This is a genomic window from Haloferula sp. BvORR071 (assembly GCF_000739615.1).
Classification (GTDB): domain Bacteria; phylum Verrucomicrobiota; class Verrucomicrobiia; order Verrucomicrobiales; family Akkermansiaceae; genus Haloferula.
The window spans coordinates 1-22,478 of sequence record NZ_BATP01000054.1 but is presented as its reverse complement, the minus strand read 5'-3'; the positions used below and the strand labels follow the sequence as shown (position 1 = coordinate 22,478).

General features: G+C 62.7%; 29 protein-coding genes. 8 read left to right on the top strand and 21 right to left on the bottom strand.

What is annotated here, in order from left to right:
* A complete protein-coding gene (locus BV071_RS26180) occupies positions 1 to 987 on the bottom strand; it encodes an ADP-ribosylglycohydrolase family protein (RefSeq protein ID WP_035613640.1) in 987 nt (328 codons plus the stop codon).
* A 168-nt stretch (positions 988 to 1,155) separates the two neighbouring features.
* Between BV071_RS26180 and BV071_RS26175 the strand changes: the two genes are divergently transcribed.
* Positions 1,156 to 2,193, top strand: coding sequence for a carboxypeptidase-like regulatory domain-containing protein (locus tag BV071_RS26175; RefSeq protein WP_265594913.1), 1,038 nt, complete (start codon positions 1,156 to 1,158; stop codon positions 2,191 to 2,193).
* A 166-nt stretch (positions 2,194 to 2,359) separates the two neighbouring features.
* On the opposite strand, the gene BV071_RS33705 is transcribed toward BV071_RS26175, so the two are convergent.
* Both BV071_RS33705 and BV071_RS26165 read right to left on the bottom strand, forming a co-directional pair.
* On the bottom strand, positions 2,360 to 2,968 hold the full coding sequence (locus tag BV071_RS33705; RefSeq protein WP_052573907.1) for an ankyrin repeat domain-containing protein: 609 nt from the start codon (positions 2,966 to 2,968) through the stop codon (positions 2,360 to 2,362).
* 105 nt (positions 2,969 to 3,073) lie between these two features.
* Positions 3,074 to 3,463 carry an ankyrin repeat domain-containing protein gene (locus BV071_RS26165; protein ID WP_265594912.1) on the bottom strand — a complete coding sequence of 130 codons (390 nt, stop codon included), beginning with the start codon at positions 3,461 to 3,463 and terminating at the stop codon, positions 3,074 to 3,076.
* A gap of 161 nt (positions 3,464 to 3,624) precedes the next feature.
* Here BV071_RS26165 and BV071_RS26160 point away from each other — a divergent pair, with 161 nt between their 5' ends.
* The 3 genes from BV071_RS26160 (at position 3,625) to BV071_RS33700 (ending at position 4,751) form a co-directional block, all read left to right on the top strand.
* Entirely contained in the window at positions 3,625 to 4,032 is a 408-nt protein-coding gene (locus BV071_RS26160; RefSeq protein ID WP_035613630.1) for a hypothetical protein, read from the top strand.
* 65 nt (positions 4,033 to 4,097) lie between these two features.
* Positions 4,098 to 4,340, top strand: a complete 243-nt coding sequence (locus BV071_RS26155; protein WP_265594911.1) for a hypothetical protein — start codon at positions 4,098 to 4,100, stop codon at positions 4,338 to 4,340.
* A complete protein-coding gene (locus tag BV071_RS33700) occupies positions 4,341 to 4,751 on the top strand; it encodes a PIN domain-containing protein (RefSeq protein ID WP_052573906.1) in 411 nt (136 codons plus the stop codon).
* Positions 4,752 to 4,812: 61 nt separating this feature from the next.
* Here BV071_RS33700 and BV071_RS26145 read toward each other — a convergent pair whose 3' ends face one another.
* From BV071_RS26145 to BV071_RS26085, 12 genes are all read right to left on the bottom strand, one after another.
* Positions 4,813 to 5,565 carry a hypothetical protein gene (locus BV071_RS26145; protein ID WP_035613624.1) on the bottom strand — a complete coding sequence of 251 codons (753 nt, stop codon included), beginning with the start codon at positions 5,563 to 5,565 and terminating at the stop codon, positions 4,813 to 4,815.
* Between the two features lie 28 nt (positions 5,566 to 5,593).
* Positions 5,594 to 6,049, bottom strand: coding sequence for a hypothetical protein (locus BV071_RS26140; protein ID WP_035613621.1), 456 nt, complete (start codon positions 6,047 to 6,049; stop codon positions 5,594 to 5,596).
* A gap of 121 nt (positions 6,050 to 6,170) precedes the next feature.
* Entirely contained in the window at positions 6,171 to 6,371 is a 201-nt protein-coding gene (locus BV071_RS26135) for a barstar family protein (RefSeq protein ID WP_052573905.1), read from the bottom strand.
* A 108-nt stretch (positions 6,372 to 6,479) separates the two neighbouring features.
* The gene (locus BV071_RS26130) at positions 6,480 to 6,896 is read right to left on the bottom strand and encodes a hypothetical protein (RefSeq protein WP_035613618.1); all 417 of its coding nucleotides are present in this window, start codon (positions 6,894 to 6,896) and stop codon (positions 6,480 to 6,482) included.
* A 116-nt stretch (positions 6,897 to 7,012) separates the two neighbouring features.
* A complete protein-coding gene (locus tag BV071_RS35800) occupies positions 7,013 to 7,600 on the bottom strand; it encodes a hypothetical protein (RefSeq protein WP_052573904.1) in 588 nt (195 codons plus the stop codon).
* A 239-nt stretch (positions 7,601 to 7,839) separates the two neighbouring features.
* The gene (locus tag BV071_RS26115; RefSeq protein ID WP_035613616.1) at positions 7,840 to 8,121 is read right to left on the bottom strand and encodes a hypothetical protein; all 282 of its coding nucleotides are present in this window, start codon (positions 8,119 to 8,121) and stop codon (positions 7,840 to 7,842) included.
* A gap of 150 nt (positions 8,122 to 8,271) precedes the next feature.
* On the bottom strand, positions 8,272 to 8,943 hold the full coding sequence (locus tag BV071_RS26110; RefSeq protein WP_265594910.1) for a hypothetical protein: 672 nt from the start codon (positions 8,941 to 8,943) through the stop codon (positions 8,272 to 8,274).
* A gap of 36 nt (positions 8,944 to 8,979) precedes the next feature.
* Positions 8,980 to 9,588 carry a hypothetical protein gene (locus BV071_RS26105; RefSeq protein WP_035613610.1) on the bottom strand — a complete coding sequence of 203 codons (609 nt, stop codon included), beginning with the start codon at positions 9,586 to 9,588 and terminating at the stop codon, positions 8,980 to 8,982.
* A gap of 253 nt (positions 9,589 to 9,841) precedes the next feature.
* Positions 9,842 to 10,738 (bottom strand): hypothetical protein, encoded by an 897-nt coding sequence (locus tag BV071_RS26100; protein ID WP_035613607.1) that lies wholly within the window; start codon positions 10,736 to 10,738, stop codon positions 9,842 to 9,844.
* 355 nt (positions 10,739 to 11,093) lie between these two features.
* Positions 11,094 to 11,996 carry a hypothetical protein gene (locus tag BV071_RS26095; RefSeq protein WP_035613604.1) on the bottom strand — a complete coding sequence of 301 codons (903 nt, stop codon included), beginning with the start codon at positions 11,994 to 11,996 and terminating at the stop codon, positions 11,094 to 11,096.
* 114 nt (positions 11,997 to 12,110) lie between these two features.
* Entirely contained in the window at positions 12,111 to 12,905 is a 795-nt protein-coding gene (locus BV071_RS26090) for an HNH endonuclease (protein WP_035613601.1), read from the bottom strand.
* 47 nt (positions 12,906 to 12,952) lie between these two features.
* Positions 12,953 to 13,852 (bottom strand): HNH endonuclease, encoded by a 900-nt coding sequence (locus BV071_RS26085; protein ID WP_035613598.1) that lies wholly within the window; start codon positions 13,850 to 13,852, stop codon positions 12,953 to 12,955.
* A 79-nt stretch (positions 13,853 to 13,931) separates the two neighbouring features.
* Between BV071_RS26085 and BV071_RS34925 the strand changes: the two genes are divergently transcribed.
* The gene (locus BV071_RS34925) at positions 13,932 to 14,522 is read left to right on the top strand and encodes a hypothetical protein (protein WP_035613596.1); all 591 of its coding nucleotides are present in this window, start codon (positions 13,932 to 13,934) and stop codon (positions 14,520 to 14,522) included.
* A 1,389-nt stretch (positions 14,523 to 15,911) separates the two neighbouring features.
* Here BV071_RS34925 and BV071_RS26065 read toward each other — a convergent pair.
* Together BV071_RS26065 and BV071_RS35795 are read right to left on the bottom strand one after the other, a co-directional pair.
* Positions 15,912 to 16,385, bottom strand: coding sequence for a hypothetical protein (locus BV071_RS26065; RefSeq protein WP_035613587.1), 474 nt, complete (start codon positions 16,383 to 16,385; stop codon positions 15,912 to 15,914).
* Positions 16,386 to 16,409: 24 nt separating this feature from the next.
* The gene (locus BV071_RS35795) at positions 16,410 to 16,586 is read right to left on the bottom strand and encodes a hypothetical protein (RefSeq protein WP_265594909.1); all 177 of its coding nucleotides are present in this window, start codon (positions 16,584 to 16,586) and stop codon (positions 16,410 to 16,412) included.
* Positions 16,587 to 16,659: 73 nt separating this feature from the next.
* Between BV071_RS35795 and BV071_RS35790 the strand changes: the two genes are divergently transcribed.
* Positions 16,660 to 16,809, top strand: a complete 150-nt coding sequence (locus BV071_RS35790) for a hypothetical protein (RefSeq protein WP_265594908.1) — start codon at positions 16,660 to 16,662, stop codon at positions 16,807 to 16,809.
* A gap of 568 nt (positions 16,810 to 17,377) precedes the next feature.
* Here BV071_RS35790 and BV071_RS26060 read toward each other — a convergent pair.
* The 3 genes from BV071_RS26060 to BV071_RS26055 form a co-directional block, all read right to left on the bottom strand.
* Positions 17,378 to 17,836 (bottom strand): DUF5329 family protein, encoded by a 459-nt coding sequence (locus BV071_RS26060; protein ID WP_265594907.1) that lies wholly within the window; start codon positions 17,834 to 17,836, stop codon positions 17,378 to 17,380.
* A gap of 76 nt (positions 17,837 to 17,912) precedes the next feature.
* Positions 17,913 to 18,038, bottom strand: a complete 126-nt coding sequence (locus tag BV071_RS35785; protein ID WP_265594906.1) for a hypothetical protein — start codon at positions 18,036 to 18,038, stop codon at positions 17,913 to 17,915.
* 264 nt (positions 18,039 to 18,302) lie between these two features.
* The gene (locus tag BV071_RS26055) at positions 18,303 to 18,542 is read right to left on the bottom strand and encodes a hypothetical protein (RefSeq protein WP_035613584.1); all 240 of its coding nucleotides are present in this window, start codon (positions 18,540 to 18,542) and stop codon (positions 18,303 to 18,305) included.
* A 309-nt stretch (positions 18,543 to 18,851) separates the two neighbouring features.
* Here BV071_RS26055 and BV071_RS26045 point away from each other — a divergent pair, with 309 nt between their 5' ends.
* Positions 18,852 to 20,573: an AarF/UbiB family protein gene (locus tag BV071_RS26045; protein ID WP_035613580.1), complete on the top strand. Its 1,722-nt coding sequence runs from the start codon at positions 18,852 to 18,854 to the stop codon at positions 20,571 to 20,573.
* Between the two features lie 771 nt (positions 20,574 to 21,344).
* Complete coding sequence (locus BV071_RS34465; protein ID WP_035613577.1) at positions 21,345 to 21,509, top strand: DUF1328 domain-containing protein; 165 nt, start codon at positions 21,345 to 21,347, stop codon at positions 21,507 to 21,509.
* A 593-nt stretch (positions 21,510 to 22,102) separates the two neighbouring features.
* Here BV071_RS34465 and BV071_RS26035 read toward each other — a convergent pair.
* Positions 22,103 to 22,330, bottom strand: a complete 228-nt coding sequence (locus BV071_RS26035; RefSeq protein ID WP_265594905.1) for a hypothetical protein — start codon at positions 22,328 to 22,330, stop codon at positions 22,103 to 22,105.
* Positions 22,331 to 22,478 lie beyond the last annotated feature (148 nt).

Sequence of the window (22,478 nt, the reverse complement as noted above, 5' to 3'; positions counted from 1 at the left end):
TCAATGCGCCGCAGCTTCGCGACGCTTCACGCGGAACTCCTCCGGGACCCCTCCCCTGCCCGCTGCCAGCAAGCTGCCGACGATGGCGCCGCGGTGGCAGTTATCGCCGCCGGCCATGGTGTTGGCGGTGAGGCCGGCCTTGAAGTTATCCTGGTATTTCCAGGCGAGGTAGAGGGAGCCGGGCACGGAGTCCTCGACGTAGCAGGCGGCGCTGAAGCGTTCGCCGACGACGTGGTTGTCGGCCTCGCCGGCGGCGATCCAGGCTTCGATGTCTTCGGCGGGAAGCCAGTCATTGGCCTCCGCGCGGATGGCATCGCGGATCGTGGCACCCTTCGCGATGGCATCTAACAGGCGGACGAGGGTATCGGCGGCGCGCAGTGTCTCGGGGTGCTTGTGGGTGAGGGCCACGTGTTCCTTCACGGCGGCGCGGCGGTAATCCAAAGGTTGGTCTTCGAGGGCGGCGAGGAGGGCGGGCACCTGGGCGAGGCCACCGATGTGCTTGTCGGAAATACCGCACTCGCGCGGGGGCTTGCCCTCGGAGTAGTGGGTGAAGAACTTGCGGTGATATTCCTCCACGAAGGTATCGTGGTGCCAGCCGGGCTCCAGCATGCGGGCGATGTAGCGGTCGAGCCAGGCATCGGCATCGTAGCGGCCGCCGAGTTCGTTTTTGACGAGATCGTGGAGCTCGATCGCGAGCTGGAAGTTCAGGGTGTTCTCGCCGGCCTGGAGGAATTGGTGGTAGTGGATGCCCTCACCACCGGTGCCGTAGTACTGCCCCTGCTCGCGCAGGATGTCGCCCTTCTCATTCAGCGCCGCGTAGTGGGTGCGGTGCATGAAGGTGCCGGTGTGCGGGTTGTGCGGGGCGACGAAGTGATCGACGAGGCCGTATTCGCGGAGCAGGGCATCGCGGTCGTAATACCAGTGGACCGGCATGGCGAGGGCATCGGCAGCGAGGGAACCGTGGAAGGCGGCGGTGGGCGGGGTCATGGGTGGGTTTCTTACGATGGGAATGGCGGGGCGCAAGGGCGGTTTATGGAATGAGGAGGGGGCAAGCAGGGCGGATGCAGCGCCATCCACCCCTGCCTCGCTTGCGCCAAGAAGCTTGCCAGCGGCAGCAGGCGCGACGAGGCTGGCTCCCAGCCCGATGCGATGAAGATGAACAGCTGGTCAAAGTTGGGTGCGGTGGCGGCCGCGATCATCGTGCTGGCGGTCTTCGGGCTTTTCTTTTACGTCAAGCGCCCGCTCGGACCTGGCAGTGATGGCCTGCCGGCGGGAGTGGCGGCACCCGGCGCGGCGCGGGTCCTGCCGGGGGAGACTCCACAGGAATCGATGAAGCGGATGATGTCCGCGGAGATCCTTTTCTACGGGCTGGTGGTGGATCAGCACGGGGATCCGGTGCCGGACGCGGAGGTGACCTACTACGTCCATGGTATGAAAAGCCCCGGCAGGGACGGCATGATCGTGCGCACCGATGCGAAGGGGCTCTTCAAGGTGAGCGGCGTGCAAGGCGGCCAGCTCTCGGTCACCGCCGCGAAGGAGGGCTACACGATGATATCCGACTATGAGGGCAATGGCGTGACCTCACAGCTGATCTGCATTTACGGAATGGCGGACGATGGCGGCCGGCGCTACATGAATCCGGCGATGCCGAGCAAGCTGACCTTGGCCAAGCTGGGCGCGATCGAGCCGCTGGTCCGCTGCAAGCTCGGTCACCAGCCGCTCGCCCCCAATGGCGGTGTACTGCGGGTCTGCGTGGATGAAGCGGGCACGGGCCATGCCGTCGATTTCCGCCTGGATGTGGATCCCGCCGCGCGGCCACAGGGCGGGGCGAAGGAGCGCTACACCTGGTCATGCCTGATCACCGTGCCGGAGGGCGAGATCGCACCAGTAAACGGGCCGGGCTTCACCGCGCCCTCGGGCGGCTATGCGAGCGAAGCACGGGTGGGCCATGATGAGACCGAGCCCGATGGCGTCTGGCGCCCGGTGGCACCGCGGGCGCACTACTTCGTCCGCTTCAAGGATGGCACCCACGCGCTGATAGAAGCCGAAATCACCAGCAAAGCGCGGAAAGACGGGCTCTTCCTACACACCTTCTACAACACCAAGCCCGGCTCAACCCAACTGGCCCCGGGAGACGAACACGAGTCGCGCTCCAAGCGCACGGCAGTGATCCCGAGAGATGCGGTGAAGTAGAAGCGAGGCAAGCTGTCGCTGCAGGCGGAGAAACATGAGGGAGCGCCAAATGCGCCAAGGCTCCTGCGCGAGATGCTTGCGGATTTCCCGTGAGGGGCGACCCGCGGCGAGCCACCTCCAGAGGAAGCTTGCCTGCGAAATGGCGCACGCAGAGGGTGCGACGCCCTCAGCGCTGTGGCGGTGCCTCGGGCTCGGAGAGATAAGGTCGGATCAGGGGGATGAGCTCGTCATAGTGGAGCCTCTTCGCTTGATCGGCCGCGGTCCAGGTGGAGCTGTAGCGTGGGTCAGCACCAGCGGCGAGGAGGAGCTTGATGGCTTCGGGGTTGCGGGAGTTGACCGCGTCGGACAAAGGAGTGCCCTCCGGCTCCGCCATCTTGTTCGGGTTGGCTCCCTTCTCCAATAGAAGGCGAAGCACGCGGTGGCTGTGGTGATACGCCGCGACGCAGAGCGGCGGGGTGAGATCGGACTCGCCGTCCGGATTCGCGCCCATAAGTAGCCAGAAGCGGGCACGAAGCATATGGTCGCCATCACAGGCATCGGTCAGTTCCCTCTCCGTGGCCTCGCGCCATTCTGGAGGGCGGCTGATGGCAGTCATGACCAGGATCGCCAGGAAGAGAAACAGCAGCACGCCCCACCAGCCCCGCTTACCGAGATGGATCCGCCGCCGCTGTGGCCTGGAGACATTCACCAGCTTCACGACAATGAACGCAATCAACAACACCACGAGAGCGATGAAGAGATTGGGGATAAGCCACAGGACTAATTCGAACGACACGGCAGGGCTGCGATTCGCGGTGAGGATAACGCGGGCATGGGAGGCGAAGCAACGTAGGCGGATTTCTTCGCGGGGATTTCACGGAAGGAAGGCGCGGTTCGCCCGCTACTTCACACGATCCCGGATCAGCTTCGCAGTCTCCGCGGCGGCGCGGGCACGATACTCGGCTCCGCTCAAAGGAGTGACATCGGAAGTCTGTCGCGCCGGATCGGCACCGTGATCGAGCAGCCACTTCACGGTCTCGGGCTGGCCGGCATCGGCGGCGGCTTGCAGGGCGGGTGTGCCTTGGAGGCCTTCGTCGTAGGTAGGGATGCTGTCGATTCCCGCACCGAGGAGGTGGAGACGCTTCATCTCGGCGAGGTCGCCTCGCGCGGCGGCCTCGGTGAAGCGCCACTGGATTCCCTCGCCCGGTCCTCCTGCGTAGAAGTGGCGGGAGAACCAACCCGCAAGGAAGGCGAGCGCGGCGATGAGGATGAAGGGAAGGATTCGATTCAAAGTGATGGATGGATCGGATGGAGGGCGGCAGCGCTTGCCGAGCGGGAGGGAAGCCGTATCCGCGAGGATCACGGATCCAAGATGAAGGAACGGTGAATTCGGTGCGGCGCGGGGCTTCGCCATCGACAGGGGCGGCGGCTCGCCCCAACCCCGCTCAACTCATGATGAAGTCCCCCCTCCTCCTGCTTGCCGGCTGTGTGGCCGCGATGTCCCTTTCCCACTGCGGCAAGGGTGATCCGGCACCGAAGATCGTGAGCGAGCAACTGGTGCACCTGGATTCACCGACCATGCACTACGAGGTGCGTGGGACTGTGACGAACCCGACGAAGCATGCGATGAAGGATGTGATGGTCTGCTACCGGGTGTGGGAAAATTACAAGGGCAGCAAGGAGCCCGGGATCGCCGCCTCCTCCCGCAGCACGGGCGATGCGGCGTATGCGCAGATCAAGAGCCTGGCCCCCGGCGAGACGGCGGCCTTCACCGCGGTGGGGCGCCCGCCGGTACCGGACTACCCGAATCGCAAACCGGATCCGATCAAGGCGGTGGTCACGGCGAAGTGGGTGGAGTGAGGTGGATCGGGCGCGAGCTACAATTTGCGCTTGAGCCCGCACCCATCGGTATTACCGTCATACCCGTGAAGACACTCACCTTCAAGGTTACGGATGAGGAGGCACGACGGATCCGGGCGGCGGCGAAGCGGCAACGGATCACGGTCTCCGAATACCTGCGCCGCCGGGCAGCTGGGCCGGATCCAGTCCCCGCCGAACCGCAACTGGTGAAGTGTCCGCATACCGGCGCAATGATCTTTGCCCCGTTGCTGGATGCGCCGCCACTGTCCAGCGAGTCCGTTCGCGAAATGCTCGCCGACTTCCCGTGAATGAAACATCTGCTCGATGTTAACCTGTTGGTGGCTTGGGGGTGGTCCGATCATTCGGAGCACCAGCGGACGGCCCGGTGGCTTGGCGAGATGAAGGGACGACGCGGGGTGAAGCTCTGCACGACGCCCATCGTGGAACTCGGCTTCATCCGGGTATCAGTGCAGAGGAGCGGAGGGCGAGTGGCGCTGGCCGATGCTGCAAAAATGCTTGGCGGAATGCTGGCCGCGCTAGGTACCCGCCACGAGTTCATCCCGGATGATTTATCGCCAACAGGGCCATGGCCCAAGTGGTGCGTTGGTCCCTCGCAATCGACAGACGCGCATCTTCTCGCGCTTGCAGTGCATCACGGAGGAGTATTGGCTACCTTGGATACAGGGATTCCTGGCGCAGTGGTGGTGGGGATGGCATGATGGTGGACTCGCTTCTGAAAGAAGCTTGGCCACGAAATCACGCTCGAAGAGCGGCTCTCCGCTACTGGTCCTGCCGCCACTGGATGAGCACGGGCGACCGCCATAAGCACGAATCGCAGGAGCCGAAGCGCGGGTTCGCGTCGTCCGGGTGGAGATCGACATTCTGCTCCGTGCCGCAGCGCGGGCAGATGTAGTGGAGGTGCGGGTGCTTCTCGCCACCGCTGCCGTCCCAAAGCTGGATCACTCCGAAGACGACCGGGATATCGCGCTCGATCTCATCGATGACAAAGGAGGCCGGGTAGTTCCGCGGATCGATGGCCTCGGGGGACAGACAACGCACACGTCCATGCTCCCTCACCCGGTGGAGAATCATGCGCCGCGGTGTGAGGAACATCGTCTGCATGACGGCCTCCACAAACTCCGGCGGCGGGAGATAGCCGTGGGCCTCCACGTAGTGGGCGATCATCATGGGCGAAGCGTAGATGCGGCCGTCTTGCCCGGTCACGCGGATCTCGGCGGAGCTGAAGCGGCCGTCCTCGTGGCAGGCCTGCCGGAGAGCCCTCCGCTCATCCTCCGACAGCGGGCCCGTGCCAAGGGCGGCATCCAGATCCTCGCCGGTGCAGAACTGGCAGGTCTGGAAGCCGCGCATCTGCTTCACGCGGGTGAGCATCAGCCTGCGGAGCCGCTCCATGAAGCCCGTCGGCACCGTGCTGCGTGTGAACTCATGCGCACGATCCAGCCAACCGATATTCAGCGCGGGAGGATCGCACCCTCTGGGCGCGTAAGTGTAGGGGCTGAGGTCGGGGAAGTACACGATGGGTCAGGAGTCCAAGGCAGCAAACTCAGCGGGCACTCCAGTCCACATAGGCGGTCGAGCTGGCCTCATCGTAGACCACGGTGGTACCGCCGCCATTGTTCTGACTATATCGATAGTAGAGTCCGGCACGGCTCGTGACACGCCCCGGCTCCTTGGCCGCCGGGTGCCCGGCAGGAAGAAAATCCAGGTAACGGATGATCTCCTGCGGCGCGACGATCGGCTTCACCGGCCACTTGCGCTCGCGGGCCAGCGACTCGAAGTCACCCTTGCCGATATGGAACTCATAGACGTGGGCAACATCAAAAGCATTCGTCTTGATCCAACAGGAGGAGATATCGGAAGCCGTGGCGGGCAGCCAATCGACCCGCGCCGCGTGGACCTCGATCTCGTTGCAGCTCTGGAAGGCCCACCAGCCGAGGGCGAAAATAGCCACCACCACCGCAAGGGCGGACAGGAGGACGATTTTGAAGGCTCTATTCATGGGGATCACGGCTTACCCGAACAGCGCTGGCAAGATAGTCACGCGAGCTTCTCCACTTCATCGAGCATGGCTAGATAACTCCACGCCGGCTGCCATTTGTCGGTGTAGGGCTGGAGGTCGGCTAGGCAAAGTAAGAGAGCGCCAGGATCGGCGGCCCGCCACCCATGTGCTGGCGGTAGTTCAAAAAGGCAGCACATTCATTGAGCGCTTCCCAGATGACCGGGTGGCTTTGCTTGAGCTCTGTGGCACCATCGAGATGGAGGAAGATGCCGCCCTCCTCCGTCATGGCGGCATCGCCCATGCAATCGATCCATGCATTCATATTCCGCCCGTAGTAGCCGGGAAACCGAAGGTGGCGACGAAGAGGTCGTGGAATTCATCCCACTTCCGGATGGCGGAGAGATCCATGCGCAAGCTTTTCACGATGAAATCAGGCGAGGCCGTAGTAGTTGCGGTGGTAGGCGATGGTAACTTGCGGAGTCCAGTCCGTGAAGTCACCTGCTTGTTCGCAAGCACTGAGATAAGAGAGTGCCTGGCTGGCGCCGGGGGTGCTGGAGTGTTCGCGGAGATGCTGCTTGGTCGCCCCCAGACCGGCGCCACAGAGAAACTGGACATCGAGCCCGCAACCGGCATCGAAGCTGGATTGCTTGGCCGCCCAGATCAGCAGCGAGTCCTCAACCCGGCCGATGCTGAAGAGCTGTACGCAGAGGGTGCGGAGCACTTCCTCCCCCGCGCCTTCGCCGGAGGCTTCGAGTTCGGTCGCCGCGGCGAGGAGGCGGCGGAGCTCGTCACGATGCGCGGGTGCTGCCGGGAGGCCAAAGGCTTGCAGGGCTTCGTCGCTAGTCATGGGTGGGAAATCAGTGGAGGTGGTCAGGGCAGGATCACTTATGTGGAGAGGAGCGGCTCTCTTTCGCATTGCGCGGACGCTCCCTGGCGCAACTTGCAAAGTCGCGCTACGCCCCCTCACCCCTGCGGGGCCTGTGGCAGCTTCAGCCTTACCTCCTGCCACTCCTCCCACACCCGCTCGGGGTCGATGTCCTGGAAGCCGCGGGCGGTTTCGCGCTCGTGGGCTTCATCGGCGGTGATGACGACGGCTTCGCTGTTGTCGCGGATCTCGAGGACTTCTTCCTCGGTCAGCGGGCTGCCTTTCTCGCGCTCACGGAGGTGCAGGACGCTGGCAAGGCTCGGCTCGATGAAGATGACCAGGCGGCTGCTGTCGGCGACGGCTTCCGCGACATCGCTGGCGGGCGCGGCTTCTCCCTGCGTCTCACTCTCATTCCCGTTCTCATCCGCAGCCACGAATACGAGGCGGGCTTGCTGCCACTCTTCCCAGGGCCGGGCGGGATCGATGTCCTGATAGCCGCGGCGTTCCTCAATGGCGCGCAGCTCGGCGGCGGTGACAGCCTTGGCGGGACAGTTATCGCGGATGGCGATGACTTCTTCCTCGGTCAAGGGGCTGCCCTTCGCGCGCTCACGATTGAGCAGGGTGGCGACGAGGCTGGGGATGCAGGTGATGATCAGCTTTTCGCTAGCGGAGTCGGCGTCGCTCATGATCGGAGTGAAGGCCGATCTCTAGCGACTCCAGCGCCGGGAGGGAAGCGCCATTGAGATGGATCGATTGCCGGTGCTGCCTTGCGGGCACTCCTGGGAGCGCGAGCTTGGAATCGAGAATCGATAGCGCCGCCGCTTTGCTGCGAAGCTTTCCGTGATGACGGCAATCAGGGACCGTTCTGCGGGGCGGGTGCCTCCGCGTTCCCGGGAAAGGACGCACCGCTGCGCCGACTTCTCCCTCAAGCCTCGCGCGAGGCGAAGCCGGCGGGGTGTGCCGCAGGTTGGGTCTTCGCGCCGCGCAGGACGCTGAGCACGGCGATGATGACCATGCCGCTGCCGGTGGCCCAGCAGCCGAAGTGGTAGGTATCGCTCATCTTGCCATCAATGGAGGCAGTGGTGGCACCGGCCTGGGAAGTCATGAGGGTCACGAGATTGTGCTGGTAGACCATGTCCGCGAAGGCCGGCAGCATGACCAGCAGGGCGCCCATGACGATGAGTGTGATGGCTATGGGGGTCTTCATAGGATGGGGACGATGGCGGAGTGGATGAGGTTTGTCGAGTAGACTAAAGGTGAAGAAACGGAGTGAGACCAGAGGCAAGAAACCGGAGACCCGATGGCAGCAAAAGCCACAGCGTCCCAAGCTCCTGCCTTTCCCGAAAACGGAAAAAAGCTAGCGAACTTTCCTCCTCTGAATCATCGCGAGCCACTCCTTCCGCCCGAGCCAGAGCGGGATGCAGCAGACGAGGAAAGAGACGCCGAGGAGCAGAGCACAGGTCAGGGTGCTGCGGTGGTTGCGGTGCTGCCAGGCGATTTGGTCGGAGATGGTATTGTAGTCCCGGCCGCCGACAGTCACGCCCCGGATGAAGACCGTGGGTATATCATCTTCGTCCCAGCGGGTGGTGTGGTACGGCTTCGCGATGTAGCGGGAGATCGCCCGGAGCTCCACCGCATCGCCGCGGTGCACCTGGGCGAAGAAGGCATCCCGCTGGAAGTAGTGGCTGTAGGCATCGCTCAGCATCCGGTAGCGCAGCGGATCGCCGGCGATGCGGATATCCATCTGCTCCCGCGGTGTCCCGCGCGCGGCCTCCAGCTTCCCGCTCACGACCACGCAATCGGCGAAGGGCTCGGGATCCACGCGGAAGCTGAAGTAGGAGTACCACAGATCGCCTACGGCGAACCCCGCCACCGCGAGGAAGCCAAGGTAGGCCCACAGGTCCCCACGGGTCAGCGGCCTGTTAGAGCGGGGCCTGCGCCTGCGCTTCCGCCCGGGTTCGGCGCCGGCTTCGGGCTCCGCTTCAGGAGCGGGGTCGGGAGATGGTCGCGGGTCGCGCGGGGTGGACATGAGTGATGGGGAGGTGGGAGGATGATCGGCGCGGGGTCAATCCGCGTGCGGTGCCTGAGCCTTCACACGTCCGCGCCAATGTCCGGCGACGAGCAGGGCGGAGAGGACGGTCAAGATGCAGGCACAGATCAGCTCCCCGCTGTGGTTGCGGTATTGCCAGGCCAGGTAGTCCTTCAAGTCATAGTACTCCCGGCCGCGGGAGCTGAGGCCGTAGATGAAGACCTGCGGCGTGCGATCCAGCAGCGCGCCACGCGGCTCCGCGATGTCCCGGCGGAGCGCGATGATCTCGACGGGATCGCCCCGGTGGACCTGCGCGAGGAAGGACTCGCGGGGCAAGGCGGAGCGGGAGCGCTCCTTCGGCACGCGGTAGCGCAGGCTGCTGCCGGCCAGGTGAATATCCAGCACCCCGGGCGATGTCTCCGCGGCGGAGTCCAGGATCCCGCTCACGTTGCTGAAGTCCGTCGCCCTGAGCGGGCGGAAGCTGAGATAGGCATACCACAGGGCGCAGGCCGTGAGGGCGGTAGCGGCCGTGAAGCAGAAGCCGACCCACCTCAGCGCGCGCGGTGAGAGCTTGGAGGCGCGGGCTGTTAGACCGGGATCAGGCTCGGCATCCGGGGATGGTCGCGGGTCGCGCGGAGTGGGCATGGGTGATGAGGAGATGCTGGCTGGATGGAGATAGCAGATGAATGATCCGCCGGTAAAGCTATCCATCGCTCACCGCTTGAGACAAGGCCCGATGATAGAGATGAGGTCGCCGACTCGGAACAACCTCAACTTGGCTTTCCCTCCTGCCTTCCTCCTGTTCAAAAACCATCGCAGGGAGGGAGAAGTCCGTGCAAGGTGGAGAGCGGCGACGACCTTTCGGAAAATGCCCTAGCTCCGCGATGGACCCGATCCCTTACCCTCTCGGAATAATCCTCAACCGCACGCCGCAGCTCAGGTGCCTCTCCCCGCCCCAGGACATGTCGTGGTGGATCGAGAAGCGGCGGCCGCAATGCGGGCACTTCACCCAGCCGTGCTCATTCACCACCGCGTCCATCACCACGCCCTCCTCCGTCAGCCGCTCCATCGCGTCGATCTTCTCATACTCCTGCAGCATCCGCTTCGCCCACTCGGAGACGCCCCACTCGTGCTGGCAATCCCGGCAATGAAACTCCGGCATCTCCGGCAGGATCTCACGGTCGGTGCTGACCATGCAGTCCAGCTTGAATCTGGAAGTGTCGAACTCGTCTTCGTCTCCGGGGAAGAGGTGGATCATCTTCGCCACCCGGGATGACTGGCAGGCGGGGCAGGGCGGCCACGATGCCTGGACCTTGGGCGCGACACACTCCTCATACCACCGCTCCAGCTTGAAGAGCGCCAGGCGGTCGATCGCCCTCCAGAGCTCCAGGGCGGCATCCTCATCCTCCGGCCGATCCCGCAGTTCGTCCCGCTTCTCCTGGAAGCGCTCCAGCGAATCGATCGGCACGCTCAAGCGGTGGACCTTCCCCTTCCCCAACTCGATCTCCCACTGCATGAGCACCATCTCATCCCCGATGCCTTTCCCCTCATGTTCATGTCCATGCACCCGCGAAATCGCCTCGAAATCCGTGGCCGCGATCCGCGCCTCCAGATCCCGCAACTCCTCTGCCGAGAGCCTCACCGACTCCACCCTCTGCCGCTCCTCCTGCGGCCCGAAGATCCCGATGAAGCCATACTGCTGGGTCAGCCGCCCCTTGCGCTCGATCTGCGTGTGCAAACTCACGCGCTTCTTCTCCGTCCGTGCAGGCAGGTAGCTCAGGGTGATCCAGGGCATGGGTGGCGGCAGTGAGGATGGATAGATCGATTCGCAGACAAGCTAGCCGGGCCGCGGCGCGGAAGGCAATCCAGAGCGGCTCCACCGCAGCGAATTCACGGCAAGCTCATGGAGTGCGGTGGCACGACACCGCTTTCACTGCGGCTTGGTGGCGCTGCGGTAGACGGCCACGGACTGGCAATGAGTGAGCTATCCGGTGATGCTTCGGTCGCGCCGCGGGAAACGGCAACGAACTGGAGAAGACCAAGCGCTCCCGCAATCAAAGCGGTGCCGTGCCACCGCACTCCACAGGCTCCTCCGCTTGCGGAAGACCCGCCTTCAGCAAGCAAGTGAGCGCCATTCGCCCCATCTCCCTTCAAGCCCCTTCCCCGCTCCCGATGATACTCAACCGCGTGTGGCAGCTCTTGTGCATCCTCCCATCCCACGAGCTATCGTGGCAGATCGAGAAGCGACAGCCGCAGTGCGGGCACTTCACCCAGCCGTGTTCATTCGCCACCGCGTCCATCACCCCACGCGCCTCCGCCAGGCGCTCGGTCGCGGCCGCCCTTTCCTGCAGCACCCGCTCCTCCTCCAGCATCGGCTCCGCCCACTCGGAGACGCCCCATTCGTGCCCGCAATCCCGGCAATGCCAGGCCGGCAGTCCCGGCACGATCTCACGGTCATGGATCACGATGGAGTCGCGGCCGGAGGGATTGAAGATATCGATCACTCCTCCCGGGTAGCAGTAGATCATCTCCGCCACCCAGGATGACTGGCAGGCGGGGCAGATGAGCGGCAGGGACGCGCGCTTGCTCTTGGCGATACACTCCGCGTTCCACCGCTCCAGATTGTAGGGTGCCAAGCGGTCGATCGCCTTCCAGAGCTGCAAGGCGGCATCCACCTGCAGCCCCGGGAAGTAGCCCTGCTTCCGCTGGAGCCATTCCATCGAGATGAGCTGCGCGCTCAGCTGATGGATCTGCCCCTCCCCCAGCTCGATCGTCCACTGCATGAGCTCCATGTCCTCCAGGAAGTAATCGCACTCGTGGACCCGCGACATCGCCTCGAAATCCGTCGCCGCGATCCGCGCCTCCAGCTCCCGCAATTGGTCCGGCGAAAGCAGCACCGACTCCTGCGCCCCCTGCTCTTCTTCCTTCGACGCGAAGCGGTGGAAGCGGAGCTTCTGCGTCAGCCGGCCATCGCGCTCGATCTCCGTGCACCAAACGGCGCGGGCATCACTCTCCGTGCGTCCAGGGAAGTAGCGGAGGGAGATCCAGGGCATGGGGTGGAAATTCAGGAGAAAGAATGCAGGAGCGAGAGAATGCTACTCATAGTCTGTCGAATCCCGGAACGCCATGGCCCAAGGTGAGGCATGAGATTCCCGGAGCATCCATCACTACTTCTTCACGAAGATCCTCGTGCGATGAGTGGCGAGGAAGGCAAGTTCCGGGAGAGCGGCATCATCGGGAACGATCAAGCATTCACCTTCGTAAGCCTTGAAGCTCTCCGCGATGCCACGCTGCGGGAAGTGCCGCTTGAGAGCCGGGGAGATGACCATGCGCAACTCGTCGTCGAAGCTGATGAGGCCGCGATCGAAGGCGGCATCGTGCAGGCGGGAGAGGCAAAGGCCGTTGCGGACATTCAGGCGCTCCGCCTCATGAGTCTTCCAAGGCAGGATGTGGGACGCGACGAGCAGCTCCCTAACAGGGATGCCGGTGACACCGCAGGCACCGCCGAAGTTGTTGAGCACGGCATCGCGGAAGTATTCCTGCCCGCGGCGTTGCTTCACAGTGACCGAGACCTCGGTATCTCCCTGCGGACGCTTGCGGACCTTGATGCCTTCTTTTGGCAGGACTTCCAACTCACTGCCCGGCCCGACCTTGAACATCTGGCGGAGGATCTCGCGGCTCTGCGGCACGACTTCCTCCGGATGCTGGTGGAAATCCGCCCACACCTCGCGGTCCAGCGCACTGGCCCCTTCGAGTCCCTTGATGCCGCGCATCTTCAGCGCCGGATCGAGGGACGCGAAGTTGCAGAGTTTCATGGCCACGCTGCCGGGGCTTCGCCCGAGCTTGTCCGCGAGTTGGACGACGACCGGCTGCTTCCCGTGAAGCTGCCCGAAGGTGAGATTGTGGTAGATGCCCAAGGCGACGGTGAGCTCGTCCCGGGTCCATCGTTTTCCGGCTGGCATAAGCATGCATATAGCGACCGGGGAAAACTTGAAAGCCTCTTCAACAGTCAGCGAGCCGACATAAATTCGTCGAACCTGAAGGCGAGCGCCTCACGGCTTGGACGGAGTTCCGGCTCTCGGGGAAGTCTCATGATATTGCCATGCAAGGCCTTCAATCCCTCAAGCAGCGGTCCGTCGGTCTGGGAAAAAAGTCTTTCAGAAACCTCGACACGATAGTCTGGCGAGATGCCGATGAGTTTCGTGTCGTAGGCAGTGTGATGCAAGGCCGAGAGGGCAATCCCATTGGAGACCTCTGGGAGACCCTTTTCGTGACCGTCCGGGTAGATGTGAGCGGCCGTGAGGAGCGTCCGGACAGGCAACCCCGATAGCGCGCACTTGCCTCCATATGCATTCAAAACCAACTCCCGAAACGCGGACTGATGAATCCTCTCCTGAACCTCCCTTACTCGATATTTCCGCTCATCCTCCTTTAAACGTCCGGATGGAACGGCTCCTCCCGGAGCAGCGGCAATTGAGATCTCAACCCTGAGCATCTTGGGATCCCAGTGGGAAATATACACCGGAAAGATCGCCTCATACACGCCCTCCGACACTCCAAAGAAATAGATCAGGGGACTTTGGTCCTCCATCGTCTCCTTCAGGCGCTGGTTGTCGCCGCTATTCGGATCCTCGCCTTGAAACGAATAGTAGAGTGAATCCTCGGTTTTGATGTCAACGTATCGGCGTGACCGCCCCTCTCTCGGCACTGGGGTTCGAATACTGAGAGCCCCCCTTTTCATTTGATTCGGCTTGAAGATTCCTCTTGCCCTGCCGGCAAGATAGAGTTCTTCGTCCTGAACTCGAAAAGTCGGAGCAATCTGAGCCCAAGAAAGTGTTGTTCCGTGAACAGCGACTCGCCGCTTTAGCTCAGCAAAGGCCATGAGTCGAATTGTAGAGTCGTCAATCACGTCGAGGCAATGGATAGGACACCGAATACTCAATTTCCAGCTTGCAGTGTATCTTCAACCTGGCCAGGTGATTTTGGCGATGAACAAAGATCGCCAATACCACTTCTCGCTACCGCAGACGGATTTTGGGCAATTGATCGATGGACTGTGCACCCGGCGGGATGCTTGGGCGGAGACGGCGCGGTGGTTCCGTGGGGAGAGCAAGGATCCGCTTTTCGCAATCGAGGAGTGCGGCGATGAGAAGGAGGCGCAGGAGATCGCGGATCACTACGAGGAGATCATCGGGAAGCTGCAGGCGCAGGTGGAAAGGCAACGGGAGGAGAAAACTCCGGAGCCTTCGAGAGCACCTAACGATTCCGACCCAAGGGGCTATTGCATTTTCATCAACACCTTCTTCCAGGGTGCCGTTCCCGGCCTGAGGGAATCGACCGCCGAAGAGCCGGAGGTCGAGAACATCTGCATCTTTGCAAGCGAGCGAGAAGCCCAGTTGGAAATCGTCGACTACCTGAAAATCCGGCTTCAGGAGTTCATCGATGGAGAGCGGGATTTTGAAGATGCAATCACCTCGGAGGAATTCGTGGAGGAAGTAGCAATCCTCCCGGACGGTTTTATCCGGGTTTCCACAGGTGAAAGATTCAGCAGCGACGGCGAGAGGAGCGATCCATCTTGAAGAATCCAGCGATGGAAACACGGGCCGATCCCCTACTCCTCCAGCTCCATGTAGTATCGTTCCTCCAACTGCGCGCAGATGGCGCGAAAGCGTTCTTGAGGCATCAAGGTGGGGTGGCGGAAGCGCTCTTCCCAAAAAGAAAAGACCGGGGCACTGCCCCGGTCTTTGTGCTATGGGTTTTGATGTCGAATCACGGGTCCCGTCGTTTTGAGCTCGGAGACCACTGACGGTTCTAGCTTGGCGGGGGCGACGGTCAATGCGGCAGCCGGGAATATTCTCCGCAGGATTGGGAGTGGGGCCGAAGGACCCGCTGCTTACTTGGTTGGCTGGCTGGCCGGGAAGCGTGGCTGATGCGCCCGACCGGGCGATGGATCCGCGGGAGAGTGGTGCCACGGATCCACCGCCGGCTGCTTCCGGGGGGTGGAAAGCTGTTGGGATACCCGGAAGGGTTGCGATCCCGCTTTTCTTCCCAGCAGGCGGCAGGCCGGGATGCGGGGCGGCGGGATCCTTGCAGGGACGCGGGCTGGCCACCGGCGGGGGCGGGATCGCCGCTGCGGATTGCATGAGGGGCGGACGCTTGTCGTGGCAGCGGGCATGAGTCTGGCCAAGTGGCGGGCGCGGGCGCGGGCGTGGGTTTTGAATTACGAGTGTTCTAGTAGTTCAAAACCAGGCGGGATGACGGCCTGCAAAATATGCAGGGTCGCTTAGGCGGGAGGATCTTGCAGGAGCGCTAAAAACGAGCTTAGATCAGGCTGTCATGAGCAACGGTGTCCCGCCACAAACGGGAGCGCCGCCATCCGGCAAGACGGCATCCATGCCAAGCGTGTGGATGCCGTCTCTTTGCTTTTGAAGGGTGGGATGGAGCGGGTTCACACGTTTGTGGGAGATGGGTGGCGGGGTGCTGTTTGGGTGGGCGTATGCTTGCCTGGTCCGCAGCGGATCGGGGGTGGACGAATGGCACATGATTAAGGCTGTTTTGGGATCGCTGATCCGGCTGCCGTCAGGGTTCTTTTTTGGGACCGGGATGGATGGGATGAATAGGATTGAAATGCCGGAAGAACCGGAGCCAGAGACCTTTTGGATCCCATTCATCCAATCCATCCTGGTCCAAATCTTCAAACGGTGGCTTCGGCGGCAATGGATTCAATCACGTGCAGTTCGGGGGTGGACCTTGGGGTAGTGCTTGAGGGGCGGACATGGTCCTTGGATCGGCATGGCGTCTTGAGGGGCGGACTCGCACGGTCACGGCTCTGGAGAGCCGCGCCACTTACGCGGAGTGGTGGCGAAAGACTGGTCCACGGACGCAAAAGAACCGCGGGGGTTACCCGCGGTTCTTTTTTGATCCATCGATCCATGGCTGGTGGCCGGGACCGGATCGCGACGGGAGGCTTATTCGCCTTCGCTCACGATCTTGATGGAGGGAATCGCGATGGAGTCGACGATCTTGTAGCTCTTGTCGACGGCGACGACGTTGCTACCAGCGATGTAGTAGTGGGTCTCTGCACGCGGGGCGGGCAGGACCTTCACCAGTTCCGGCGGAGCGGTGACGAGGTAGTCGCGCTGCTTCTCGGCGATGACAACGCCCGGAGCGACGCGGGTGCGCCAAGCGACGGGGGTCTCCTTCTTGATGACGATGCCCGGCGGCAGGCCGTAGCGCTCGGTCTTGTAGGTGTCGAAGTACTTCACCACCTTGGTCTCCACTTCGGGATTGAAGGTGCGCGTGGTCTCCGTGGTGGTCTCCGTAGTGCTGCCATCGGCGTGCTGCGTGGTCTCCGTGGTCTCCTTCTTCTCGGTGACCTGGGCACTCAGGGGCCAGGCGATGGCGAGGACTGCGAAGCTGCCTGCTTTGAGGATGGTTTTCATGATCGTGGTTTTTGTCGGTCGGTATCAGTTGCTGCGGGGCGGCATCCGCGGGATTGCGGAGGTCGCATTCGCTGAAATGATTATCGCGGGATGCGTGCCAAGCGCTGCGATGAGCGGGAAAGCCTGATGCCACAAGGGATCGCGGGTGAAGCGGGCGAGGCAGCCCGTGCAAGAAGCACCGCCACGGGTGCGGGGCTGCATGAGGGGAAGATTGGAGGAAGATTAGACGGGGGCCTGAGGTATCCCGGGCAGAGCTGTAAGATGAGCGCGATGGATGCGTCGTGGTTTTGCGGAGCTGTCCTGCCGGGTTGCAGACTGTGGCTGCGGGCTGCTGTTAGAGGCGGTCTGGAATGGCGCGGAGTTGAGACCGGTCTACGACTGCCGCGAGCGGCATATGGAGTGCGGTGGCACGACACCGCTTTGACTCCGGGTTGGTGATGTTGCGGCGAACGGCGCCGGATTGCCCAAGAGTGAGCTTGGCGGTGGGCGCTTCGTTCACGCTGCGGGAAAGGGCTACGAATTGAAGAATGCCAGCGCCCCCGCAGCCAAAGCGGTGTCGTGCCACCGCACTCCATAGGGCGCTCCCTGGATTCGGCATCTGCTGGAGCGCCCGGCCACGGAAACCGTCTTAACTGAGCGCCATTCCAAAGAGCCTCCGAGAGATTCATCTGCGGTGGATCCTGCGTGGGGAGAGGGCGCGCGGGAGGAACGAGACCGTGAGGGAGGCAGCGGAGTGGGTGGACTGCCCGAGAACTTGGGTGGCGCCGTAGGAGGGAGGACGCGCACTAAAAGCGGCGATGCACGCCGCACTCCGAAAGCAGCTGCGCCGCAAAGGGGCGCACGGGAGGCGGCGATGCACGCCGCACTCCAAAAGCGGCTGCGCCGCAAAAGGGGCGCACTAAAAGCGGCGATCCTCGCCGCACTCCGAAAGCGGCTAGCCGCAAAGGGGGCGCCGCTGGGGGGAGTTGGAGAATGATGATCGGGGCGGACGCTTACTTGTCCTTGTCGCCCTTGCCCTCGAGCTTCTTGAGCACGCCGCTGAGGTAGGGGCCGCATTCGGTCTGCTCGCCGTTCTCCAGGCGGATCTGGTAGGGCTTGCCGCTGGTGGAGGACTTGGTGGCGACCTTGGCGATGAAGTCCTCCGGGCTGTGGATCTCGGCGCGCTGCTTGTCCCACTTGGCGCGCAGGAACTTCGCGGCGCTAGCGGCGTCGTATTCGCTGCCGTTACGGATGAACTTGGCCTTGTTCATGCCGCCGATGTGGGCGATGAGCGCCTCGATCCTGGCGCTGGGGTCCACATTCATTTTCTCCGGCGTGGGAGCTGCCGTGGACTCAGGCGGCGGTGCGGCGACGGCAGCTCCGGGGCTCATGCAGCAAAGGCCGAGGCCCGTGCCACAAGCGAGTGAAAGATAGCGGTGCATGGCGGTAAGGTGGCTTGGATTGGATTTCATACTAGAGCACGCATGCATGCCGGTGTGGAGGCGAATCTCGGTGCCCCCTACCCCGCTGCACCCGGCACCGCGCCGCTCAGTGGCAGCCGCGGGCGAGGAAGAGGATGAGCAGCACGGGGATCGGCACGCCGATCAGCCAGAGGAAGATCCAGCCAGCCTTACCGGGCTGGAGATTCGGGGTGTTGTTTGGGTTGTTTTTCATAACGCCTCCATTTTCGCAGGAGCTGTGCCATGTGTGAACCAAGGGGATGAGAAGGTGCCCGGTTAGGTAGTACGAGGATTGGGCGTTGTTAGTTTTATTAAAGTTGGATGAGAAAATGGGACAGCGAGCCTCCGCTACGCCAAGAGCGGCGTGGTGTGGTGCGTCAGGGGTGATCGGCCCGAGTGACCTGAAGCCGCGAAGGCTCCAATAAAGAAGCCATCTACCGGGATCTGGAGATCAGCCGGTGGACCTGCTAGAGGATCATCAGGTGATCCATTGATAGCACATGGTATCGCCGCGCTTGGCGGTCACCACGTAGAAGCCGATGAGGATCAGGCGACCTTCCATGCGGCCAGGGGTCTGGTCGCGCACGAACATGGGGATCTCTTCGTGGGCATGGGGTCCGGCGGCTTCCAGGAAACGCAAGGTATCCTCACCGCTCAGCTCCAGGCCATCCTCGGGACCGCCGAAGAATTCGATGTTGCTGACCAGTTTTGAGTTCATGACAAGTGGGATTTTCGCAGTTGCCGTGCCGGAGTGCGGCAGCGGCTTTGGAATGTTTGATGGGAGCAAGGCGGAATTTATTCAGAGGCTAGGAAGCCCGCCGTCTCATCATCGCGAGGGAAGATGGGGCTTCGCGGACCTGCTGGTCTTGCAGGGTACCAGCCAGGAGCCGAGAGCATCCATGAGCTCCGCTCAATCTGCGCCGCGTCTCCGTGCAGAATGCATATACCCGGGCTCGCGGCGTGCAGGAATCCCTCGTCAGGGCGTGGAAAGCGTTCATGGCATGCAATTTGCGATGTTGTTAGGGACATGAAACTCGCTCCCAAACACCTGCGGCGTTATAAGGATGTGGCGCTGCTCTTCCTGAAGCACGGCCGGGGAAACCCTCTGATCGAGAGCGCGGGATTCAAGGAGGTCGCGACCGAGCCCGAGGACAAGCTGGCGACCAAGCAGGAGAAGGCTGAGGAATCCGAAACGCTGAATGGGCAGGCGAAGCCAGAGGACGGGAAGGAAGCGGCCAAGACGGATGAGGCGAGCCTGGCGGATGATCTGGAGCGGCTGGGCCCGGCATTCGTGAAGATCGGGCAGCTGCTCTCCACCCGCGGGGACCTGCTGCCCCCATCCTACCTGGAGGCGCTGAGCCGGCTGCAGGATGATGTGGAGCCGGTGCCAGTGGAGGAGATCGAGAAGGTGCTGCAGGAGGATCTAGGGGTGCGGCTCTCGAAGGCATTCGATACTTTCGAGCGGAAGCCGCTGGCCGCGGCATCGCTGGGGCAGGTGCACCTGGCGACGCTGCGCGGCGGGCGGCCGGTGGCGATCAAGGTGCAGCGGCCGGGGATCCGCCAGCAGATCGCGGATGACCTGGATAGCCTGGAATCGATCGCGGAATTCCTGGATGCGCACACGGACTTCGGGCGGAAGTACGAGACTCTTCGTATCGTGGCGCAATTCCGGGTGAGCATCCTGCGCGAGCTGGATTACCACACGGAGGCTGCGAACCTGATGGAGCTGCGGGAAAACCTGAAGGGCTTTGACCGGCTGGTGATTCCGGCGGTGGTGCCGGATTACTCGAGCGCGCGGGTGCTGACGATGGATTACATCCCGGGCACCAAGATCACCTCGCTATCCGGCGCGGTGCGGACGGATCTGGATGGGGATGCGCTGGCCTCGCAATTGTTCCAGGCTTACTTGAAGCAGATCCTGGTGGATGGATTCTTCCACGCGGATCCGCATCCGGGGAATCTGCTGCTGACGCATGACCGCAAGATCGCGATCCTGGATCTGGGGATGACGGGGCGTGTGAACCAGCGCATGCGCGATCAGCTGGTGCACCTGCTGGCAGGCATCAGCGAGGGCAATGGGGTCCAAGCGGCGGAAGCGGCAATGGGGATCGCGGAGATGAAGGATGAGGAGGTGGACCGCGGCAGTTTCATCAATGCGGTGGAGGAGATCGTGGGCATGGCGAAGTCGCGCTCGCTGGGACAGATCGATATGGGCACCGTAGTGCTACAGGTGACGCGGGCCTGCGCGGAGTGCGGGCTGCGGATCCCGCCGGAGATGAGCATGATCGGCAAGGCGCTGATGAATCTGGACCGGGTGGGCAAGTCGCTGAGCCCGCATTTCGACCCGCAGGGCGCGATCCGCGAGCATCTGGGCGAGGTGAGCCGCGCGCGGGTGAAGGAGACTCTAACAAGCGCGAACCTGATGGGGCTGCTGACCGAGACGAAGCAATTCCTGGGGCAGCTGCCGCTGCGGGCGAACCGCATCATGGATCTGCTGGCGGATAACAAGCTGAAGGTCCGCGTGGACTCGATCGATGAGAAGGCGCTGATCGTGGGCCTGCAGAAGGTGGCGAACCGGATCACCATGGGGCTGATCCTTGCCGCGCTGATCGTGGGCAGCTCGATGCTGGCGCGGGTGGATACCAGCTTCCGGATCTGGGGTTACCCGGGACTGGCGATGATCTTTTTCTTCATGGCCGCGGCGGGCGCGGTGATGCTGATGGGGCAGATCTTGTGGAAAGACCGGTGAGGGATGGAGGCACCACAAATCTGACGAATCGGGCGAATGGAGGCATGATCCTTCGAGAGGACCTCTGTTAGAATGATGGGCTGCCGGGGTTGGGGTGGAGTTCGGATTCTTTAACCGCGAAATCGCGCGAAAACCGCGAAATTTGAAAGGCAGGAGAAGAAACACGGAATACACGGAGCGAAAGAAGATGGAGAGCGGTGCCCTCAATCCGCTTCTCCAGGAATTCTACCTCTCTGCCTTCCTCCTGCCTTCCTCCTGTTAGAAATTCCTGCCTTTCAAGCCGGTCCGGGCACTCTCGATTTCCTCATCCTGCGATGGGTTCCGAACAGGAGGGATGTGGAGTGCGGTGGCACGACACCGCTTTGGCTCCGGGCAGATGACGCTGCGGGAAACGGTCACGGATCGGCGGTGAGCGTGGCTTCCCGGCGGGCGGGGAGATGCCGCTGTGGTGAACGGGCACCAATTGATGAAGCCCAGCTTCCCCACAGCTAGAGCGGTGTCGTGCCACCGCACTCCATAGCTCGCTGCCCCGCACCGCGCAGTTCGCACGGTGGACCGCGGATTCCTGCAATGGCGGAAACGTCCGCGCGGCGCAGCTTGATCATCGCTAAGACTTGCCACCTTCACGACAAGGCCCGCAAAGCCCTATAAAACAAGGGTTTTCCCGGCACTGGCATGCCACTGGGACAACTCCCAAAGCAGCCGCTCAATGCTGGTATGGCGCCTGCAAAAATAGATTCACGGGCAACCAACAACAACCCCGTTACTACCATGCTTCACTGGTCACTAGTATTCCTCGTCGTCGCCCTCGTGGCGGCAGTCCTCGGCTTCAGCGGCATCGCCGGCGCCTCGGCCCACATCGCATACATCCTCTTCGCAGTATTCCTGGTACTGTGGTTGGTGAGCATGCTGATGGGACGTGGCCGCAGCGTCTGACCGACTTGAACCGGAACAGTCCGCTCGCCGCATCGCGGCGACCTGACGCCCGACCAATCCCATACCTCCGCGTGCGCGCGGGAAGATGGGAATGAGTCGGGCGTTTGCGTTTTGATACGATGGGTACCGTACTTGGCAAACCTGCCCCCCTTTTGCGGCCCAGCCGCTTTCGGAGTGCGTGCGAGGATCGCCGTTTGGGGGGCCGGTCTTCCCGGCAGAGCGCCATCCAAGTTCTTAGGTGAACTCATCCCCCACCCTGTGCCGATGGCGCTTCCACATCACCCCGATACTCCCGACTCACCCTGAGAGCACCCGGTTACGGCCGCCTCACCTAGACCTCACCCCTCGCCTCATCGCGCACACGCGCCCCCAAAGCGGCGATCCTCGCACGCACTCCGAAAGCCGCGATGCGGCAAAGGGGATGACCAATGCTCCGGAGCAGCTCCCCCCAAAGCATCTGGCCGGGGGCAGCCTCACCCAGAACTCATCCCTCGCCCCATCGCGCACACGCGCCCTCAAAGCGGAGATTCGATCCTCGCGTACCCCGACAGCTGCCATGCGGCCAAGGGCTCAACCCAAAGCAAGCCCACAGCTCACTCAATCCGCTTCCACCCGGTGACATCCATCCCCTTGTAGCTCGCGGCGAAGATCCAGCGCGGAGCCTCCGGCGCCAGATTCAGCGGGGTAAACTCGACCAAGCGGATGCGGCCATCCCAATGCGGCACAGAGGCCGGTAGAAGAATATCACCGACGAGGCAATTCTCCGGCAGATCCTTCACAGGGGCGGCGGCAGGGGCGGGTGCAGAATGGGGAGCTATCACGACTCTAACATTGCGAGGGTTCACAGGAAATCAAGGGAGACCATGCCCCAGATCCGTGAAGATCCTGAAAACCGCGGATGAAAATTCGGGGAAGGAAAATTGGCGCAAGGGCTTGGCAGGCCGATCTCGCCAACCCGGGATCGGGAAT

What these genes read in the sequence shown, in the direction of transcription:
- BV071_RS26180 (WP_035613640.1), bottom strand. Translation starts at nt 987, where the DNA reads ATGACCCCGCCCACCGCCGCCTTCCACGGTTCCCTCGCTGCCGATGCC.
- BV071_RS26175 (WP_265594913.1), top strand. Translation starts at nt 1,156, where the DNA reads ATGAACAGCTGGTCAAAGTTGGGTGCGGTGGCGGCCGCGATCATCGTG.
- BV071_RS26160 (WP_035613630.1), top strand. Translation starts at nt 3,625, where the DNA reads ATGATGAAGTCCCCCCTCCTCCTGCTTGCCGGCTGTGTGGCCGCGATG.
- BV071_RS33700 (WP_052573906.1), top strand. Translation starts at nt 4,341, where the DNA reads ATGAAACATCTGCTCGATGTTAACCTGTTGGTGGCTTGGGGGTGGTCC.
- BV071_RS26140 (WP_035613621.1), bottom strand. Translation starts at nt 6,049, where the DNA reads ATGAATAGAGCCTTCAAAATCGTCCTCCTGTCCGCCCTTGCGGTGGTG.
- BV071_RS26135 (WP_052573905.1), bottom strand. Translation starts at nt 6,371, where the DNA reads ATGAATGCATGGATCGATTGCATGGGCGATGCCGCCATGACGGAGGAG.
- BV071_RS26130 (WP_035613618.1), bottom strand. Translation starts at nt 6,896, where the DNA reads ATGACTAGCGACGAAGCCCTGCAAGCCTTTGGCCTCCCGGCAGCACCC.
- BV071_RS35800 (WP_052573904.1), bottom strand. Translation starts at nt 7,600, where the DNA reads ATGAGCGACGCCGACTCCGCTAGCGAAAAGCTGATCATCACCTGCATC.
- BV071_RS26115 (WP_035613616.1), bottom strand. Translation starts at nt 8,121, where the DNA reads ATGAAGACCCCCATAGCCATCACACTCATCGTCATGGGCGCCCTGCTG.
- BV071_RS26110 (WP_265594910.1), bottom strand. Translation starts at nt 8,943, where the DNA reads ATGTCCACCCCGCGCGACCCGCGACCATCTCCCGACCCCGCTCCTGAA.
- BV071_RS26105 (WP_035613610.1), bottom strand. Translation starts at nt 9,588, where the DNA reads ATGCCCACTCCGCGCGACCCGCGACCATCCCCGGATGCCGAGCCTGAT.
- BV071_RS26100 (WP_035613607.1), bottom strand. Translation starts at nt 10,738, where the DNA reads ATGCCCTGGATCACCCTGAGCTACCTGCCTGCACGGACGGAGAAGAAG.
- BV071_RS26095 (WP_035613604.1), bottom strand. Translation starts at nt 11,996, where the DNA reads ATGCCCTGGATCTCCCTCCGCTACTTCCCTGGACGCACGGAGAGTGAT.
- BV071_RS26090 (WP_035613601.1), bottom strand. Translation starts at nt 12,905, where the DNA reads ATGCCAGCCGGAAAACGATGGACCCGGGACGAGCTCACCGTCGCCTTG.
- BV071_RS34925 (WP_035613596.1), top strand. Translation starts at nt 13,932, where the DNA reads ATGAACAAAGATCGCCAATACCACTTCTCGCTACCGCAGACGGATTTT.
- BV071_RS26065 (WP_035613587.1), bottom strand. Translation starts at nt 16,385, where the DNA reads ATGAAAACCATCCTCAAAGCAGGCAGCTTCGCAGTCCTCGCCATCGCC.
- BV071_RS35795 (WP_265594909.1), bottom strand. Translation starts at nt 16,586, where the DNA reads ATGCAGCCCCGCACCCGTGGCGGTGCTTCTTGCACGGGCTGCCTCGCC.
- BV071_RS35790 (WP_265594908.1), top strand. Translation starts at nt 16,660, where the DNA reads ATGCGTCGTGGTTTTGCGGAGCTGTCCTGCCGGGTTGCAGACTGTGGC.
- BV071_RS26060 (WP_265594907.1), bottom strand. Translation starts at nt 17,836, where the DNA reads ATGAAATCCAATCCAAGCCACCTTACCGCCATGCACCGCTATCTTTCA.
- BV071_RS35785 (WP_265594906.1), bottom strand. Translation starts at nt 18,038, where the DNA reads ATGAAAAACAACCCAAACAACACCCCGAATCTCCAGCCCGGTAAGGCT.
- BV071_RS26055 (WP_035613584.1), bottom strand. Translation starts at nt 18,542, where the DNA reads ATGAACTCAAAACTGGTCAGCAACATCGAATTCTTCGGCGGTCCCGAG.
- BV071_RS26045 (WP_035613580.1), top strand. Translation starts at nt 18,852, where the DNA reads ATGAAACTCGCTCCCAAACACCTGCGGCGTTATAAGGATGTGGCGCTG.
- BV071_RS34465 (WP_035613577.1), top strand. Translation starts at nt 21,345, where the DNA reads ATGCTTCACTGGTCACTAGTATTCCTCGTCGTCGCCCTCGTGGCGGCA.